A 16,430-nucleotide genomic window follows, 5' to 3' on the forward strand; every position below is an offset into this window, starting at 1 on the left:
TCCTCTTGGACTTGAACCAAGGACCCTCTGATTAACAGTCAGATGCTCTAACCGACTGAGCTAAGGAAGAATGTTTTTCTCAATTGCGATGCAAAAGTAGTAGGTTTTTTTGAAATATGCAATATCTTTGCAAAAAAAATATTTGAAATGGACAAAATAATAGGATTGGGCAACGCCCTGGTAGACGTACTTGCAACCCTAGAGGATGATACGCTCCTGGAGGAAATGGGATTACCCAAAGGAAGCATGCAACTGATTGATGACGCTAAGTTACAGCAGATTAACACGAGATTTTCACAAATGAAAACCCACCAGGCAACGGGTGGATCGGCAGGAAATGCCATACTTGGGCTGGCTTGTCTTGGTGCCGGAACAGGATTTATAGGAAAAATAGGAAATGATCATTTTGGGGATTTTTTTCGTAATAATCTTCAGAAAAATGATATTGAGGATAAATTATTGATTTCGGAACAACTTCCTTCCGGTGTTGCATCTACTTTTATTTCACCGGATGGAGAACGTACTTTTGGTACTTATTTGGGAGCGGCTGCTTCTTTAAGGGCAGAAGAACTGACTCTTGATATGTTTAAAGGGTATGCTTACTTATTTATAGAAGGTTATCTGGTACAAGACCATGAAATGATTCTTCATGCCATTGAACTGGCAAAAGAAGCAGGATTGCAGATTTGTCTCGATATGGCAAGTTATAATATTGTAGCTAGTGATATGGAGTTTTTCTCCTTATTAATAAATAAATACGTGGACATTGTCTTTGCGAACGAAGAAGAAGCGAAGGCTTTCACGGGTAAGGAGCCGAAAGAGGCTTTAGGAGTGATTGCCAAAAAATGCAGTATTGCTATCGTAAAAGTTGGTGCGGAAGGTTCTTATATTCGTAAAGGAACGGAAGAAATTAAGGTTTCTGCTATCCCGGTAGAGAAGGTCGTGGATACTACCGGTGCGGGGGACTATTTTGCTTCCGGTTTTCTATATGGATTGACATGTGGATATTCGTTGGAGAAGTGTGCTAAAATAGGTTCTATTCTATCGGGAAATGTTATTCAGGTAATCGGAACATCCATGCCGCAAGAACGTTGGGATGAAATTAAGTTAAATATTAACAGGATTCTGGCGGAATAACCAGGGATTGAGTTACTTTTACAACTCATTTATATTGAAAGAAGTATGAAAAAATTGCTGAGTGGGCGGATAGCTATTGTTGTAGTAGCCGTGATAGCTACGGTAGCTTTCTTTAGTTTCAAGAGTGGAGACGACCGCAATTTCCAGATTGCCAAGAATTTGGATATATTCAATGCGATTGTGAAAGAGCTGGATATGTTCTATGTAGATACAATTGACCCGAACAAGACCATTCGGGAAGGGATTGACAATATGCTTTTCACGCTGGATCCTTATACGGAGTATTTTCCGGAAGAAGACCAGAGTGAACTGGAACAGATGATTAAAGGCTCATTCGGTGGTATCGGTTCTTACATTGCTTATAATACAAAGCTCAAACGTTCGATGATTTCCGAACCTTTCGAAGGTACACCTGCCGCGAAAGCCGGATTGAAAGCCGGAGATATTCTAATGGAAATCGATGGCAAGGATCTTGCGGGTAAGAACAATGCGGAAGTCAGCCAGATGTTGCGCGGACAGGCTGGAACCAGCTTTAAATTGAAAGTGAACCGTCCCAATGCGAAGGGAGGGAATACACCGATGGAATTTACGATTGTACGTGAATCTATTCAAAATCCGGCGATTCCTTATGCTGCTGTGCTGGATAATCAGGTAGGATATATTAATTTGAGTACTTTTTCCGGTAATCCTTCTAAGGAGTTTAAGAAGGCGTTTCTGGATTTAAAGAAACAAGGGGCTACTTCGTTGGTAATTGACCTTCGCGGGAATGGCGGCGGCTTGTTGGATGAGGCGGTGGAAATTGCTAACTATTTCTTGCCACGTGGAAAAGTGATTGTAACAACAAAAGGTAAAATTAAGCAGGCGAGCAATACTTATAAGACTTTACGTGAACCGTTGGATTTGGATATTCCGATTGCTGTATTGGTAAATAGTGGCACAGCTTCTGCTTCTGAGATTCTGTCGGGTTCTTTGCAGGACCTTGACCGTGCTGTAGTTGTCGGCAGTCGTACTTTTGGCAAAGGACTGGTACAGGTGCCCCGTTCTCTGCCTTATGGAGGAACGATGAAAGTGACTACTTCCAAATATTATATTCCAAGCGGACGCTGTGTGCAAGCTATTGACTATAAACACCGGAATGAAGACGGAAGTGTAGGTACTATTCCTGATAGTTTGACGAAAGTGTTCTATACGGCTGCCGGACGTGAAGTGCGCGACGGAGGCGGGGTGATGCCGGATGTTGCTATCAAACAGGAAAAGTTGCCGAATATCCTGTTTTATTTGGTTCGGGATAATCTGATATTCGATTATGCAACTCAGTACTGCCTGAAACATCCTACTATCGTAGAGCCTGAAAAGTTCGAGGTTACGGACGCTGATTATAATGACTTTAAGACATTGGTGAAGAAGGCTGATTTCAAATATGACCAGCAAAGTGAGAAAATTCTGAAAACTTTGAAGGAGGCTGCCGAATTTGAAGGTTATATGGAGGGTGCTTCGGAAGAGTTCAAGGCACTCGAGAAGAAGTTGAACCATGACCTTGAGCGCGATTTAGATTATTTCTCCGGTGATATAAAGAAGATGATAGCTTCTGAAATTATAAAGCGCTATTATTATCAGCGTGGTAATATCATTCAGCAGTTGAAGGATGATGACGGCTTGAAGGAAGCTGTGAAGATTCTGAATGATCCGGCGAAATACAAGGAAATGCTAAGTGCGCCGGTTGCCAAGAAATAGGGTATACGTGTGATAATAAATAAACGACGGGGTGTATGGTAAATGCAAATACTCGTCGTTTTTTTTGTTTCTGATAATCCGGCTATTTTTATTCGGTTGTTCTTATTGACGAATCAGAGGCAGGGTGAAGTAGAATCTGCTTCCTTTTCCTTCTTGGGAACGCAGCCATATACGTCCTCCCATTTTCTCTACTAGCATTCTGCAAAGAGTTAATCCGAGTCCGGTACCTTGTACAAAGTCGTTTATTTTACCGAATCGTTGGAAGATAGTAGCTACTCTTTCTGCCGGGATACCGATACCACTATCTTTGACATAAAATTCCACGAAATCTTCCTTCTCCCGATAGCCGAAATGAATTTCTCCTTTTGGGGTGAATTTGGCAGCATTACTAAGCAAGTTACTTATAATCTGTATGATACGGTTCCAGTCTCCGGATACATAAAGCTCGGTATCTACATCGTCCAGAATCAGTTTAGTACCGTTTTTGACTTTATAACAGAATTGCTGTTCCAGTTGCAGGCAGATATCTATTAATTTGATAGGGCGGATATTGAAACTCAATGAATCGGCTTCGAGTGATGACAAATCCAGAATATCATTGAACAGATTCAGTAATATTTCCGAATTTCTCTCGATGATTTCAGCATACTGTTCCTTCTCGTTTGTGCATTCAGCGTCGATGACTAATTTGGAAAATCCGACGATGGCGTTCAGGGGGGTACGGATCTCATGACTCATGTTGGCAAGAAAAGCAGATTTCAGGCGGTCCGATTCTTCGGCTTTGATTCTGGCGGCCTCCAGCTCTTTTTGTTGTTTCTTGTTGGTTTGTTCCGCATTCCATTGTTCGGATATATCGCGACACATACATAGCAGGTATTCGTTATCCAGAGGGAAAATACGATTTTCGTAATGGTGTAAGATACCGTCCAGCATCAGATCATGTCGGGATGTTGAGCTTTCTCCTGTAAGGATTACCCTGTCCATATTTTGGCGTACGCTTTCGTAGGCTTCCGGCGGGAGTATGTCTTTTACGTTAGAATGGGTGATATTATCGGCATTGATACCTTCCACATGATTGGTCGACGGAGAGGAGGCGAGTTCAATAATGTTTGCATCGTGGTCGAAAACTGTCAACATATCGGGCAGGGCGTCCAGAATACGGGTACTGTATTTTTCACGGAAACGTTCTTGTACGGGGTATGACTGCATAGAAGAAAGATCTTCGACTTTCTTCTCTAATTGTTCTATAATTTTAATCAGCTCTTCTTTTGTCTTGTTCTCGTTGTTTTGCATAGAAGGTTCAATAAATCTGTTATCAATGTTGTATAAAGTGCATTAATACTGCAAATATAAGACAATAATCCGACAAACGTGCCAGGCTTCCTAGTTATTATAATATAAAAAAGGAGGATAGCTTTTGCCCTACTAATCAGAATGTTCTATCTTTGCACCACTTATTTATAAATGATTTACAATATGTCTACAGAATTATTCTCTACTCTGCCCTACAAGGTGGCAGATATTACGCTTGCTGACTTCGGACGCAAGGAAATCGATTTGGCAGAAAAAGAAATGCCCGGCCTCATGGCTCTTCGCGAAAAGTATGGAGAATCCAAACCGTTGAAAGGTGCCCGTATTATGGGATCGTTGCACATGACCATTCAGACAGCCGTTCTGATTGAAACATTGGTTGCTTTAGGTGCTGAAGTACGTTGGTGTTCTTGTAATATATATTCGACACAAGACCATGCTGCGGCAGCGATCGCTGCTTCGGGGGTGCCTGTGTTTGCATGGAAGGGTGAAACGCTTGCCGACTACTGGTGGTGTACGTTGCAGGCTTTGAGTTTCCCCGGTGGTAAAGGACCGAATGTGATTGTAGATGATGGTGGTGATGCAACCATGATGATTCACGTTGGTTATGATGCTGAAAACAATGCTGCCGTGCTGGATAAGGAAGTGCACGCAGAAGATGAAATAGAGCTGAATGCTATCTTGAAGAAAGTGTTGGCGGAAGATGCTACCCGTTGGCATCGCGTAGCGGAAGAAGTTCGTGGCGTATCTGAAGAGACAACCACAGGTGTACACCGTCTGTACCAGATGCAGGAAGAAGGCAAACTGTTATTCCCGGCATTCAATGTGAACGATTCGGTAACGAAGTCCAAATTCGATAATCTGTACGGATGTCGTGAATCATTAGCTGACGGTATCAAGCGTGCAACGGATGTGATGATTGCCGGTAAGGTAGTAGTTGTGTGTGGCTATGGTGATGTCGGTAAAGGATGTTCACATTCCATGCGCTCTTACGGGGCACGTGTGCTTGTGACGGAAGTAGACCCGATCTGTGCATTGCAAGCGGCAATGGAAGGCTTTGAAGTAGTGACAATGGAGGATGCGTGCACTGAAGGCAATATTTTCGTGACTACTACTGGCAATATCGATATTATCCGTATTGACCACATGGAGAAGATGAAAGACCAGGCTATCGTATGTAATATCGGTCACTTCGACAATGAAATTCAGGTGGATGCGTTGAAACATTATGCGGGTATCAAATGCGTGAATATAAAACCGCAGGTAGACCGTTATTATTTCCCGGATGGCCATAGCATTATACTGCTTGCCGACGGCCGTCTGGTAAATCTGGGGTGTGCGACAGGACATCCGTCATTCGTGATGAGTAACTCGTTTACTAATCAGACATTGGCTCAGATCGAACTGTTCAATAAAAAATATGATATAAATGTATATCGTTTGCCGAAACATCTGGATGAGGAAGTAGCCCGTCTGCATCTTGAAAAAATCGGGGTGAAACTGACTAAGCTGACTCCTGAACAGGCTGCTTATATCGGTGTATCGGTAGACGGCCCTTACAAGGCGGATCATTATAGATACTAAATTCAGTTGATAATTGATAGTTGATAAATGATAGTTGTTGGCTTGGGGGCTGAATGCAACAAGTCAGTTATCATTCTCAACTATCAATTATCATTTATCAACTATCAATATATTATGAAGAAAATCCTTCCAGACTTAATTGCCATTCTGGCTTTTATCATTCTTTCTTTTGCTTATTTCTTTCCGGCTGATATCGAAGGTCGTATTCTGTTTCAGCACGATTCGGTGGCCGGAGTTGGTGCAGGGCAAGAATCCAAGGAATATCTCGAACGTACCGGAGAACGTACACGCTGGACAAACTCTATTTTTGGCGGTATGCCTACCTATCAGATGTCTCCGAGCTACGATTCAACAAAGACTTTGAAGTGGGTGGAAAAGGTGTATCAGTTATACCTTCCCGGCTATGTCGTACTGACTTTCATTATGATGCTGGGCTTTTATATCCTTCTGCGAGCATTCGGATTATCAGCATGGCTGGCAGGACTAGGGGGGATTATATGGGCATTCTCTTCCTATTTCTTTATTCTGATACCGGCGGGGCATATCTGGAAGTTTGTTACATTGGCTTATATTCCGCCTACGATTGCCGGTGTCGTATTGGCTTATCGGAAGAAATATTTGTTAGGAGGGGTTATTACAGCCTTGTTTATTGCTCTTCAGATTCAGTCGAATCACATTCAGATGAGTTATTACTTCATGTTTGTGATCCTGTTCTTTATAATAGCTTATTTTGTTGATGCTTATGAAAAGAAGGAATTGCCGCATTTCTTTAAGGCTAGCGCTATTCTTGCATTAGCTGCTGTGGTAGGAGTTTGCGTAAATATCTCCAACTTGTACCATACTTACGAGTATAGTAAGGAGACCATGCGCGGTAAGAGCGAACTGAAACAGGAAGGCCCTGCTGCCAACCAGACCAGTAGCGGACTGGACCGCGATTATATTACAAATTGGAGCTATGGCATAGGTGAAACACTGACTCTATTAGTGCCCAACGTTAAGGGAGGGGGCTGTTCTACTACTTTGTCACAGAATGAAACTGCTATGGCAAAAGCAAACCCGATGTACGGAAACCTTTATTCGCAGTTGACGCCCTATTTTGGCGATCAGCCGTGGACTGCCGGGCCGGTATATGTCGGAGCGTTTGTTGTGTTCCTGTTTATTTTGGGATGTTTTATTGTTAAAGGCCCGCTCAAATGGGCACTGTTGGGAGCCACCATTTTTTCTATCCTTCTTTCGTGGGGAAAGAACTTCATGGGGCTGACTGATTTCTTCATCGATTATATTCCGATGTATAATAAATTCCGTGCGGTATCCTCCATTCTTGTAATAGCCGAATTTACAATTCCGTTGTTGGCGATTTTTGCTTTGAAAGAGATTCTGAGCAAACCGGATATCCTGAAGCTGAAAGAGAACCGTACAGGAGTAATTGTCACGTTGGTGCTTACAGCCGGTGTTGCGTTGATTCTGGCTGTTGCTCCGGGAGTTTTCTTCTCCAACTTCAGTTCAGGACAGGAAATGGCTGCTTTGAAGCAAGGGCTTCCGGCGGAACATCTTGTTCCTGTCATGACCAGCCTGAAAGATATGCGTGAGGCGATACTAACTTCGGATGCATGGCGTAGCTTTTTTATCATCGTTATAGGTTGCCTGCTTTTATTCTTATATCAACAGAAGAAGTTGAAAGCCTCATTCACCTTAGGAGGTATTGTACTTCTGTGTCTGATAGATATGTGGAGTGTCAACAAACGCTATTTGTATGATGATCTGTTTGTTCCGAAGTCCAAACAAGCGGAAGCATTCGTCAAGACGCAGGCGGATGAAATTATTCTTCAAGATACGACCTTATATTATCGGGTATTGAACTTTGTAGGTTTCCCCGGCAATACATTTAATGAGAATAATACAGCGTACTGGCATAAGAGTGTCGGTGGTTATCATGCCGCCAAGTTGCGCCGTTATCAGGAAATGATCGATCATCATATTACTCCGGAAATGCAGGCGACCTATCAGGAAGTCGCTGCTGCCGGTGGCAAAATGGACAGCGTGGATGCTTCTAAATTTCGTGTGCTGAATATGCTGAACACGAAATATTTTATCTTCCCTGCCGGACAACAGGGGCAGCCTGTTCCTGTGGAAAATCCGTATGCATACGGTAATGCCTGGTTTGTGGATAAGGTGCAGTATGTGAATAATGCAAATGAGGAAATTGATGCTTTGAATGATATTCTTCCTACGGAAATCGCTGTAGTAGATGCGAAGTTTAAGGAAAAACTGAAGGGTGTGACGGAAGGATATAAGGACTCTCTGTCTGCCATTCGTTTGACGAGCTATGAGCCGAATCGTTTGGTTTATAAGACTTCTTCCGCTAAAGACGGTGTAGTTGTTTTCTCTGAAATATATTATCCGGGATGGCAGGCAACGATTGACGGTCAGCCGGTGGATATTGCCCGGGCGGACTATGTGTTGCGTGTAATGAATATTCCGGCCGGTGAACATACGATTGAGATGTGGTTTGATCCGCAGAGCATACATGTGACGGAAAGTATTGCTTACGCAGCATTGGCTTTGCTGTTGATTGGAGTGATGATTCTGGTATGGATGAGTAGAAGCAGAATCTCTAAGAAATCTTGAATGAAATGATGTAATGCTTACCTTATTGCATAGAATAGATAAGGTTATTAGATAAGAACGGCTCTCTTCGGGAGGAAGAGAGCCGTTTTGCATTCACTAAAAAATTATGAAAAACAAACGCTATTTGGTTGTTTGAATATGCTGATTAATCATTCTTTATTTGTTTTAATACCTCAAAACTAAGCAGATACTGGGATAGATGAAAATAAAATCGACTAAGTACGGAGTTTTGTCTATCAAAAGTTCTGTTGAAAAAGGAAAATATGAATATAAAGAGTCGGTTTATGGGTAGCTTTCATTTGTCCTAACCCACTAAATTTGTAGCCGATTATAGAGCATATATTATGAAAAGACTACTGTTCATTTTTACCTTTTTTATTTTGCTCGTTGTAAACGGGAGAGCGCAAGGAGTAGAAACCTTGACATTGGAAGATTGCCTTCGGATAGGTATTGATAACAACTTGTCGTTGGAGAGCAAGCGTAGAGAAATACAGAAAAGCAAATATGGTGTATCTGAAAATCGGGCAAGATTGTTGCCGCAGATTAGTGCTGTCGCCGGTTATAGTAATAATTTTGATCCTCCGGTATCTGTGACGGACGGTTCATCTTACGGCGTTCCCTATAATATTACTCAAACATTGCAACATTCTGCTAATGCAGGCCTGGAAATGCAAATGCCGCTTTTCAACCAGACTCTTTATACTTCTATGTCTATTGCTAAAGTTGTGGAGGAGATCAGCCGCTTGTCTTATGGTAAGGCGAGGGAGGACATTATTCTTCAAATCAGCAAGATGTACTATCTGGGGCAAGTAACAGCCGAGCAAATAGTGTTGATAAAGGCGAATATCACCCGTCTGGAAGAGTTGCGGGATATAACCCGGGCTTTCTTTGATAATGGTATGTCTATGGAAGTCGACCTGAAAAGAGTAAATATCAATTTGGAGAACCTGAAAGTGCAATATGACAATGCACAGGCAATGATGAAGCAGCAACTTAATATGTTGAAGTACATTATGGATTATCCGGCTGAAAAAGAAATAGCCCTGACACCGGTTAATACTGATAGCATTACTACAGTCGCTTTAACCGGTTTGTCGGAGAACCTCTACGAACTGCAACTCACGCAATCGCAGTTGGAACTGGCTGAACGGCAAAAACGGATGATTACTAATGGCTATATCCCTTCTCTTAGTTTGACAGGGAACTGGAGATATGCTGCCTACACAGATAAAGGTTATCATTGGTTCCATTCCGGTCCGTCCAATCATTGGTTTCGTTCGTATGGACTGGGGCTGACTTTGCGCATTCCTATTTTTGATGGACTGGATAAAACCTATAAGATAAGGAAAGCGATGATCGACATTGAGAATCGCAAGCTGGCATGGGAGGACACCCGGAAAAATCTGCAAACCCAATATTTGAATGCGGTGAACGACCTGATGAATAACCAGCGTAATTTTAAAAAACAGAAAGATAACTATCTGTTGGCGGAAGATGTCTATGCCGTTACTTCCGACCGTTATCGCGAAGGGATCGCTTCAATGACTGAGGTGCTGCAAGACGAAATGCAGATGAGTGAAGCGCAGAACAATTATATCAATGCACATTATAATTATCGGGTCACCAATCTGATGCTCCTCAAACTGACCGGGCAGATAGAATCATTAGTCAAATAATACGCAACTAACAATCGAATCATAAAATATGGAAACAATGGAAAATAATATTCCTTCCGCTACTCATCAGGAGAAAGCGAAGAAAATGAAGAAACTTCGTCGTTGGCAGATTGCAGTCAGCCTTTTAGGAGTGGCTATTATTGTCTGGGGAGTAATTGAAGTGGTTTGTCTCTTTTTGAATTATAGCCAGACGGAAACCAGCAACGATGCCCAGATCGAGCAATATGTATCGCCTATCAACCTGCGTGCTTCGGGATATATTGATAAGATTTACTTTACCGAACATCAGGAGGTACATAAAGGGGATACTCTGATGGTGCTCGACGATCGTGAATATAAAATCCGGGTAATGGAAGCCGAAGCCGCACTGAAGGATGCGCAAGCCGGTGCCACAATAATTAATGCCACGTTGAATACTACACAGACCACTGCATCCGTCTATGATGCCTCTATTGCTGAAATCGAAGTGCGCCTGGCTAAACTGGAGAAAGACCGGAAACGATATGAAAATCTGGTGAAACGAAATGCAGCGACTCCTATCCAGCTTGAACAGATTATTACGGATTATGAGGCTACGCGTAAGAAGCTGGAAGCTGTGGAAAGACAGAAGAAAGCTGCCCTTTCCGGTGTGGATGAGGTGTCTTATCGTCGTGTGAGTACCGAAGCTGCTATTCAACGGGCAACGGCGGCACTTGAAATGGCACGCCTGAATCTGTCTTATACGGTTGTGGTAGCTCCCTGTGATGGAAAGCTCGGTCGTCGTTCGTTGGAGGAAGGACAATTCATTTCCGCTGGACAGACGATTACTTATATTCTTCCTAATACTCAAAAATGGATTGTAGCCAATTATAAGGAAACGCAAATTGAGAATCTGCATATCGGACAGGAAGTATCTGTTACGGTAGACGCTATTAGTGATAAAGAGTTTACGGGGAAGGTAACATCTATTTCAGGGGCCACAGGTTCTAAATACTCATTAGTCCCGACAGATAATTCGGCCGGAAACTTTGTAAAGATACAACAGCGTATCCCTGTACGTATTGATTTTACTAATTTATCCAAAGAAGATAACGAACGACTGGCAGCTGGTATGATGGTCGTGGTTAAAGCCCGGCTTTAGTTTCATTCTGCCTTGTCCGTGAAGTGTGATTAACTATTTGTAAACAGTAATTTGGATTTACACAAATGCCCTCATATCCTAAAAACTATCCTTTTTATAACTGGATGCCCAAGCCATTGGGGATTATCATCCTATTATTCTTTTTCCTGCCGATTCTTACGGTAGGCGGGGTTTATTCGGTGAATAGTACCGAGATGATGAGCGGTCTTGGCATTATTTCCGAACATATTCAGTTTGCTAACTTTGTGACTTCGATCGGTATGGCGGCTTTTGCTCCATTCTTGTACGAACTGGTGTGTGTGCGCCGGGAGAAGATGATGTGCATTGTCGGATTCGCATTGATGTATATATTCAGTTATATTTGTGCCAAGACCGATAGCGTATTCCTGTTAGCACTTTGTAGTCTGTTGACAGGCTTTCTGCGTATGGTGTTGATGATGGTCAATCTGTTTACCCTTATTTGGTATGCCGGAGGCATGGAAGCTACCCGTAATATCACTCCGGGGCTGGAACCGAAAGACGCAGCCGGTTGGAACAAACTGGATATTGAAAGATGTGTGAGCCAGCCGGCGGTTTATCTGTTTTTTATGATTCTGGGACAGTCGGGTACGGCACTCACGGCCTGGCTGTCCTTTGAATATGAGTGGAAGTATGTGTATTATTTTATGATGGGGATTCTACTGGTTTCTATCTTAATCATATTTATCACTATGCCCAATTACAAATTCCCTGGGCGCTTTCCTATCAACTTCCGTAAGTTCGGTAATGTCACTGCCTTCTGTGTTTCGCTGACGTGTCTCACTTATGTACTGGTTTACGGTAAAGTGCTCGATTGGTACGATGATGAGTCTATCCGTTGGGCAACTGCTGTCAGCATACTTTTTGCCGGGATCTTTCTCTATATGGATGTCACCCGCCGGTCGCCTTATGTCTTGTTGGATGCATTCAAACTACGCACCATCCGTATGGGCGCTTTGCTTTATCTGCTGCTGATGATCATCAATTCCAGTGCCATGTTTGTTAATGTATTCGCAGGTGTAGGGATGCATCTTGATAATTTGCAGAATGCTTCGTTGGGCAATTGGTGCATGGTGGGGTATACTATTGGTGCAGTGATTGCTATGGCGTTGGGGAGCAAAGGATTGCATTTCAAATATCTTTTTGCTCTTGGATTTTTCTTTCTGTCCTTATCGGCTGTGTTCATGTATTTTGAAGTACAGACAGCAGGGATGTATGAACGTTTGAAGTATGCAGTCATTATCCGTGCTATTGGTATGATGATTTTGTATGCCCTGACGGCAGCTTATGCTAATCAGCGTATGCCTTTCAAATACCTTTCTACCTGGATTTGCATCATGCTCACCGTGCGTATGGTGCTGGGACCCGGTATTGGAGGAGCTATTTATTCGAATGTGCTGCAGGAACGGCAGCAACATTACATCACCCGTTATGCGCAAAATGTAGATTTGCTAAATCCGGATGCTTCTACTTCTTTTCTTGGTACGGTGCAGGGGATGAAGTATCAAGGGAAAAGTGAGACGGAAGCCCGTAATATGGCAGCTATATCTACTAAGGGACGGATTCAGGTGCAAGCCACGCTTTCCGCCCTCAAAGAAATGGCAGGCTGGACGATCTATGGCGGGTTAATTTGTATGATATTTGTGCTTGTTGTTCCTTATCCTAAACGAAAATTGCTAACTTAGCGTCGTTTTTGATAATGATTTATATAATGTATTGGTATTATGGATACACAGCAAGATCGTTTATTGCAATTTGACCGCGACTTGTTGAGCGGGAAAAATATATGTAGTTCGAAAGGTGTACTTGTGACTTTTCCGTCTTCTTTAAAAAAACTGTTCCACATGAAAGGATTGGGGGTGATTATTTGTCACCGGGGGAGTTTCCAGTTTTCTTTGAATCAGAAGGTCTGTTCTGCTAAGGCGGGCGAAAGCCTGTTTATTCCCGAAGAAGGTGCGTTTCAGGTTCTTCAGGAATCAGAAGATATGGAAGTACAGATTCTGATCTATCAGATAGAGCCCATACGGGATATTATGGGCAATGCGGTTGTGACTATGTATATGTATTCGCGGATTACTCCTGATGAGCCTAGTTGTGTGTGGACCACCGGTGAAGAAGAAGAAATCACGAAATATATGTCTCTGCTCGACAGTGCTGTGGAGGTAGAAGAAAATCCATTTAAACTTTACGAACAAAAACTGCTTCTACTTGCATTAACATACAGGATTTGTTCCATGTATAATCGTAAATTAGTGAATGATGGAGAAGAAGCGGGAGGACGGAAAAATGAAGTCTTCATCCGTTTAATCCAGTTAATTGAGAAATATTATATGCAGGAGCGGGGAGTGGAATTTTATGCGGATAAACTCTGTTTGTCTCCTAAATATCTTTCTGCGGTTTCAAAAAGTATATGCGGGTATACAGTACAGGAACTTGTATTCAAGGCGATTATCCGTAAAAGTATCTCGTTGCTGAAGAATACTCAGCAGGACATTCAGGAAATCTCGAATGCTTTCGGCTTCCCCAATGCTTCTTATTTCGGTACATTCTTTAAGAAGCAAGTGGGGATGTCGCCGCAGCAATATCGAAAGAGTCTTTAAAGATTTATTCTTTTTCTCCGTAGGCAAGATCGCCTGCGTCGCCCAGCCCCGGAACGATATAGGAGTGTTCATTGATTTCGGGGTCGATAGCAGCACACCAGATCGTTGTCTTATCTTCGGGGAATACATTTATAATATGATCGATAGCCTTCTGGCTGGCGATGATGGAAGCAACGTGGATTTCGGCAGGGTGACCTTTGGTCAGCATTGCCTGATAGCTCAGTTCCATACTGCCGCCTGTTGCCAACATAGGGTCGGTGATGATCAGCGTTTTGTCGTCAATACGGGGAGAAGCGATATATTCTATATGTATATCAAATTTTAGCGTATCCTTATACTTACGGTATGCGGAAACAAACGCATTCTCCGCACCATCGAAATAACTCAAGAAGCCCTGATGGAAGGGTAGGCCTGCACGTAAGATAGTGCTGATAACTAAATTGTTGTCCGGTGTACTTACCGGAGCAACTCCCAGTGGTGTCCGGATGTTTTTTACCGAATATGTAAACTCCTTACTCATTTCATACGCCATGATTTCTCCGATACGTTCAATGTTACGGCGGAAGCGAAGGCGGTCGTTCTGAACTTCTACATTTCTGATCTCGGATATGTACTGGTTTAGAATCGAATTTGTTTTGCTAAAATCAATTACTTTCATATTATAGTTTAATCATAATTTAATCTCATTTTCATAGTATTGATAGCATACTGACTTGCAAAGTAAATGATAATCTTTCAAATTGCAATATTCAGTTTGCAGATATTGTTAGGAATTTATAAAAGAGATTCAATTAGGGAAAAATTTCTCTAATCCCTTCTTGCTTTCCAAAGAAAGTGTTACTTTTGTACCCGGATTTACAAGGGGGCGTTCCTCAATCCCCTTCTTAGTCAAAAGGTGAAGAGATAATAAAACAAAATACCAATTTAATTAATTCAAAGAAAATGGCAAATTTAGATTTAAGCAAGTACGGTATCACAGGTGTGACCGAGATTTTGCACAACCCGTCTTATGATGTTTTGTTCGCTGAAGAAACAAAACCGAGTCTGGAAGGCTTTGAAAAAGGTCAAGTAACTGAATTAGGTGCTGTTAATGATGTAATGACAGGTATCTATACCGGTCGTTCTCCTAAAGATAAATTCTTCGTTAAGAATGAAGCTTCTGCTGATTCTGTATGGTGGACTTCTGACGAATACAAAAACGACAACAAACCTTGTACTGAAGAAGCTTGGGCTGATTTGAAAGCTAAAGCTGTAAAACAATTGTCGGGCAAACGTCTGTTCGTTGTTGATACTTTCTGTGGTGCTAACGAAGCAACTCGTATGAAAGTACGTTTCATCATGGAAGTAGCTTGGCAGGCTCACTTCGTAACTAACATGTTCATCCGTCCGACTGCTGAAGAACTTGCTAACTACGGAGAACCTGATTTCGTATGTTTCAATGCTTCTAAAGCTAAAGTTGACAACTATAAAGAACTGGGCTTGAACTCTGAAACTGCTACAGTGTTTAACCTGAAGACTAAAGAACAAGTTATCCTGAATACTTGGTACGGTGGTGAAATGAAGAAAGGTATGTTCTCTATTATGAACTACATGAACCCGCTTCGTGGTATCGCTTCTATGCACTGCTCTGCTAACACGGATATGGAAGGAACTAGCTCTGCTATCTTCTTCGGTCTGTCAGGTACAGGTAAGACTACTTTGTCTACTGACCCGAAACGTAAGTTGATCGGTGACGACGAACACGGCTGGGATAACGAAGGTGTATTTAACTATGAAGGTGGTTGCTATGCTAAGGTTATCAACTTGGATAAAGACAGCGAACCGGATATCTATAACGCTATCAAACGTGACGCTTTGCTTGAAAACGTAACAGTTGACGCTAACGGTAAGATCGACTTCACTGATAAGAGTGTAACAGAAAACACTCGTGTTTCTTATCCTATCTATCACATCGAAAACATTGTTAAGCCTGTTTCTAAAGGTCCTCACGCTAAACAAGTTATCTTCTTGTCTGCTGACGCATTCGGTGTATTGCCTCCGGTATCTATCCTGAACCCGGAACAAGCTCAGTATTACTTCCTGTCTGGATTTACAGCTAAATTGGCTGGTACAGAACGTGGTATCACTGAACCGACTCCGACATTCTCTGCTTGCTTCGGTGCTGCTTTCTTGTCATTGCACCCGACTAAATATGCAGAATAACACTGGTTGGAATGGTTCTGGCAAACGTATCTCTATCAAAGATACTCGTGGTATTATCGATGCGATCCTTGACGGTTCTATCGACAAAGCTCCTACTAAGGTTATTCCTTACTTCGACTTTGTTGTTCCGACAGAACTTCCGGGTGTTGATCCGAATATCCTTGACCCGCGCGACACTTACGAATGTGCTTGCAAATGGGAAGAAAAAGCAAAAGACTTGGCAGGACGTTTTATCAAGAACTTCGCTAAGTTTACAGGTAACGAAGCTGGTAAGGCTTTGGTTGCTGCTGGTCCGAAACTCTAATTTATATATTAGATATATTGAGAAAGGCGGTTCCGAAAGGAGCCGCCTTTTTGTTTCATAAGTTTCATAAAAATATGAATTCTATTTTGTAATTTGATATAATAAAGATATATTTG

Annotated in this window: 10 protein-coding genes and 1 pseudogene; 9 read left to right on the top strand and 2 right to left on the bottom strand. The window is 42.3% G+C overall.

Translation table 11 applies throughout. From position 1 onward, the window contains the following. Positions 1 to 147: 147 nt before the first annotated feature. Both BHV72_RS02620 and BHV72_RS02625 read left to right on the top strand, forming a co-directional pair. Positions 148 to 1,137, top strand: coding sequence for an adenosine kinase (locus tag BHV72_RS02620; RefSeq protein ID WP_022041365.1), 990 nt, complete (start codon positions 148 to 150; stop codon positions 1,135 to 1,137). Positions 1,138 to 1,182: 45 nt separating this feature from the next. Next, on the top strand, positions 1,183 to 2,871 hold the full coding sequence (locus BHV72_RS02625; protein ID WP_005675293.1) for a S41 family peptidase: 1,689 nt from the start codon (positions 1,183 to 1,185) through the stop codon (positions 2,869 to 2,871). A gap of 102 nt (positions 2,872 to 2,973) precedes the next feature. Here BHV72_RS02625 and BHV72_RS02630 read toward each other — a convergent pair whose 3' ends face one another. Next, a complete protein-coding gene (locus tag BHV72_RS02630; RefSeq protein WP_005675295.1) occupies positions 2,974 to 4,164 on the bottom strand; it encodes a sensor histidine kinase in 1,191 nt (396 codons plus the stop codon). A 171-nt stretch (positions 4,165 to 4,335) separates the two neighbouring features. Between BHV72_RS02630 and ahcY the strand changes: the two genes are divergently transcribed. The 6 genes from ahcY to BHV72_RS02660 all read left to right on the top strand — a co-directional run bounded on the left by ahcY (position 4,336) and on the right by BHV72_RS02660 (position 13,808). Beyond that, the gene (gene ahcY / locus BHV72_RS02635) at positions 4,336 to 5,766 is read left to right on the top strand and encodes an adenosylhomocysteinase (protein WP_005675296.1); all 1,431 of its coding nucleotides are present in this window, start codon (positions 4,336 to 4,338) and stop codon (positions 5,764 to 5,766) included. 114 nt (positions 5,767 to 5,880) lie between these two features. Then, positions 5,881 to 8,394 (top strand): YfhO family protein, encoded by a 2,514-nt coding sequence (locus BHV72_RS02640; protein WP_122365176.1) that lies wholly within the window; start codon positions 5,881 to 5,883, stop codon positions 8,392 to 8,394. 344 nt (positions 8,395 to 8,738) lie between these two features. Next, positions 8,739 to 10,070: a TolC family protein gene (locus BHV72_RS02645; RefSeq protein WP_005675299.1), complete on the top strand. Its 1,332-nt coding sequence runs from the start codon at positions 8,739 to 8,741 to the stop codon at positions 10,068 to 10,070. 28 nt (positions 10,071 to 10,098) lie between these two features. Then, positions 10,099 to 11,190 carry an HlyD family secretion protein gene (locus BHV72_RS02650; RefSeq protein ID WP_005675300.1) on the top strand — a complete coding sequence of 364 codons (1,092 nt, stop codon included), beginning with the start codon at positions 10,099 to 10,101 and terminating at the stop codon, positions 11,188 to 11,190. A 65-nt stretch (positions 11,191 to 11,255) separates the two neighbouring features. Beyond that, on the top strand, positions 11,256 to 12,893 hold the full coding sequence (locus BHV72_RS02655; protein ID WP_005681770.1) for an efflux MFS transporter permease: 1,638 nt from the start codon (positions 11,256 to 11,258) through the stop codon (positions 12,891 to 12,893). A 39-nt stretch (positions 12,894 to 12,932) separates the two neighbouring features. Then, complete coding sequence (locus BHV72_RS02660) at positions 12,933 to 13,808, top strand: helix-turn-helix domain-containing protein (protein ID WP_286854347.1); 876 nt, start codon at positions 12,933 to 12,935, stop codon at positions 13,806 to 13,808. A gap of 4 nt (positions 13,809 to 13,812) precedes the next feature. Here the strand turns inward: BHV72_RS02660 and upp are convergent, their stop codons facing one another. Then, entirely contained in the window at positions 13,813 to 14,466 is a 654-nt protein-coding gene (gene upp / locus BHV72_RS02665) for a uracil phosphoribosyltransferase (protein ID WP_005675306.1), read from the bottom strand. A gap of 284 nt (positions 14,467 to 14,750) precedes the next feature. Between upp and pckA the strand changes: the two are divergent. After that, a pseudogene (gene pckA, locus BHV72_RS02670) lies at positions 14,751 to 16,314 on the top strand (phosphoenolpyruvate carboxykinase (ATP)). Positions 16,315 to 16,430: the final 116 nt, after the last annotated feature.

The organism is Bacteroides sp. 43_46 (assembly GCF_001915455.1).
GTDB classification, from domain to species: Bacteria; Bacteroidota; Bacteroidia; order Bacteroidales; family Bacteroidaceae; genus Bacteroides; species Bacteroides caccae.

Coding starts and splice junctions, on each gene's coding strand:
- BHV72_RS02620 (WP_022041365.1), top strand. CDS start 148: ATGGACAAAATAATAGGATTGGGCAACGCCCTGGTAGACGTACTTGCA.
- BHV72_RS02625 (WP_005675293.1), top strand. CDS start 1,183: ATGAAAAAATTGCTGAGTGGGCGGATAGCTATTGTTGTAGTAGCCGTG.
- BHV72_RS02630 (WP_005675295.1), bottom strand. CDS start 4,164: ATGCAAAACAACGAGAACAAGACAAAAGAAGAGCTGATTAAAATTATA.
- ahcY (WP_005675296.1), top strand. CDS start 4,336: ATGATTTACAATATGTCTACAGAATTATTCTCTACTCTGCCCTACAAG.
- BHV72_RS02640 (WP_122365176.1), top strand. CDS start 5,881: ATGAAGAAAATCCTTCCAGACTTAATTGCCATTCTGGCTTTTATCATT.
- BHV72_RS02645 (WP_005675299.1), top strand. CDS start 8,739: ATGAAAAGACTACTGTTCATTTTTACCTTTTTTATTTTGCTCGTTGTA.
- BHV72_RS02650 (WP_005675300.1), top strand. CDS start 10,099: ATGGAAACAATGGAAAATAATATTCCTTCCGCTACTCATCAGGAGAAA.
- BHV72_RS02655 (WP_005681770.1), top strand. CDS start 11,256: ATGCCCTCATATCCTAAAAACTATCCTTTTTATAACTGGATGCCCAAG.
- BHV72_RS02660 (WP_286854347.1), top strand. CDS start 12,933: ATGGATACACAGCAAGATCGTTTATTGCAATTTGACCGCGACTTGTTG.
- upp (WP_005675306.1), bottom strand. CDS start 14,466: ATGAAAGTAATTGATTTTAGCAAAACAAATTCGATTCTAAACCAGTAC.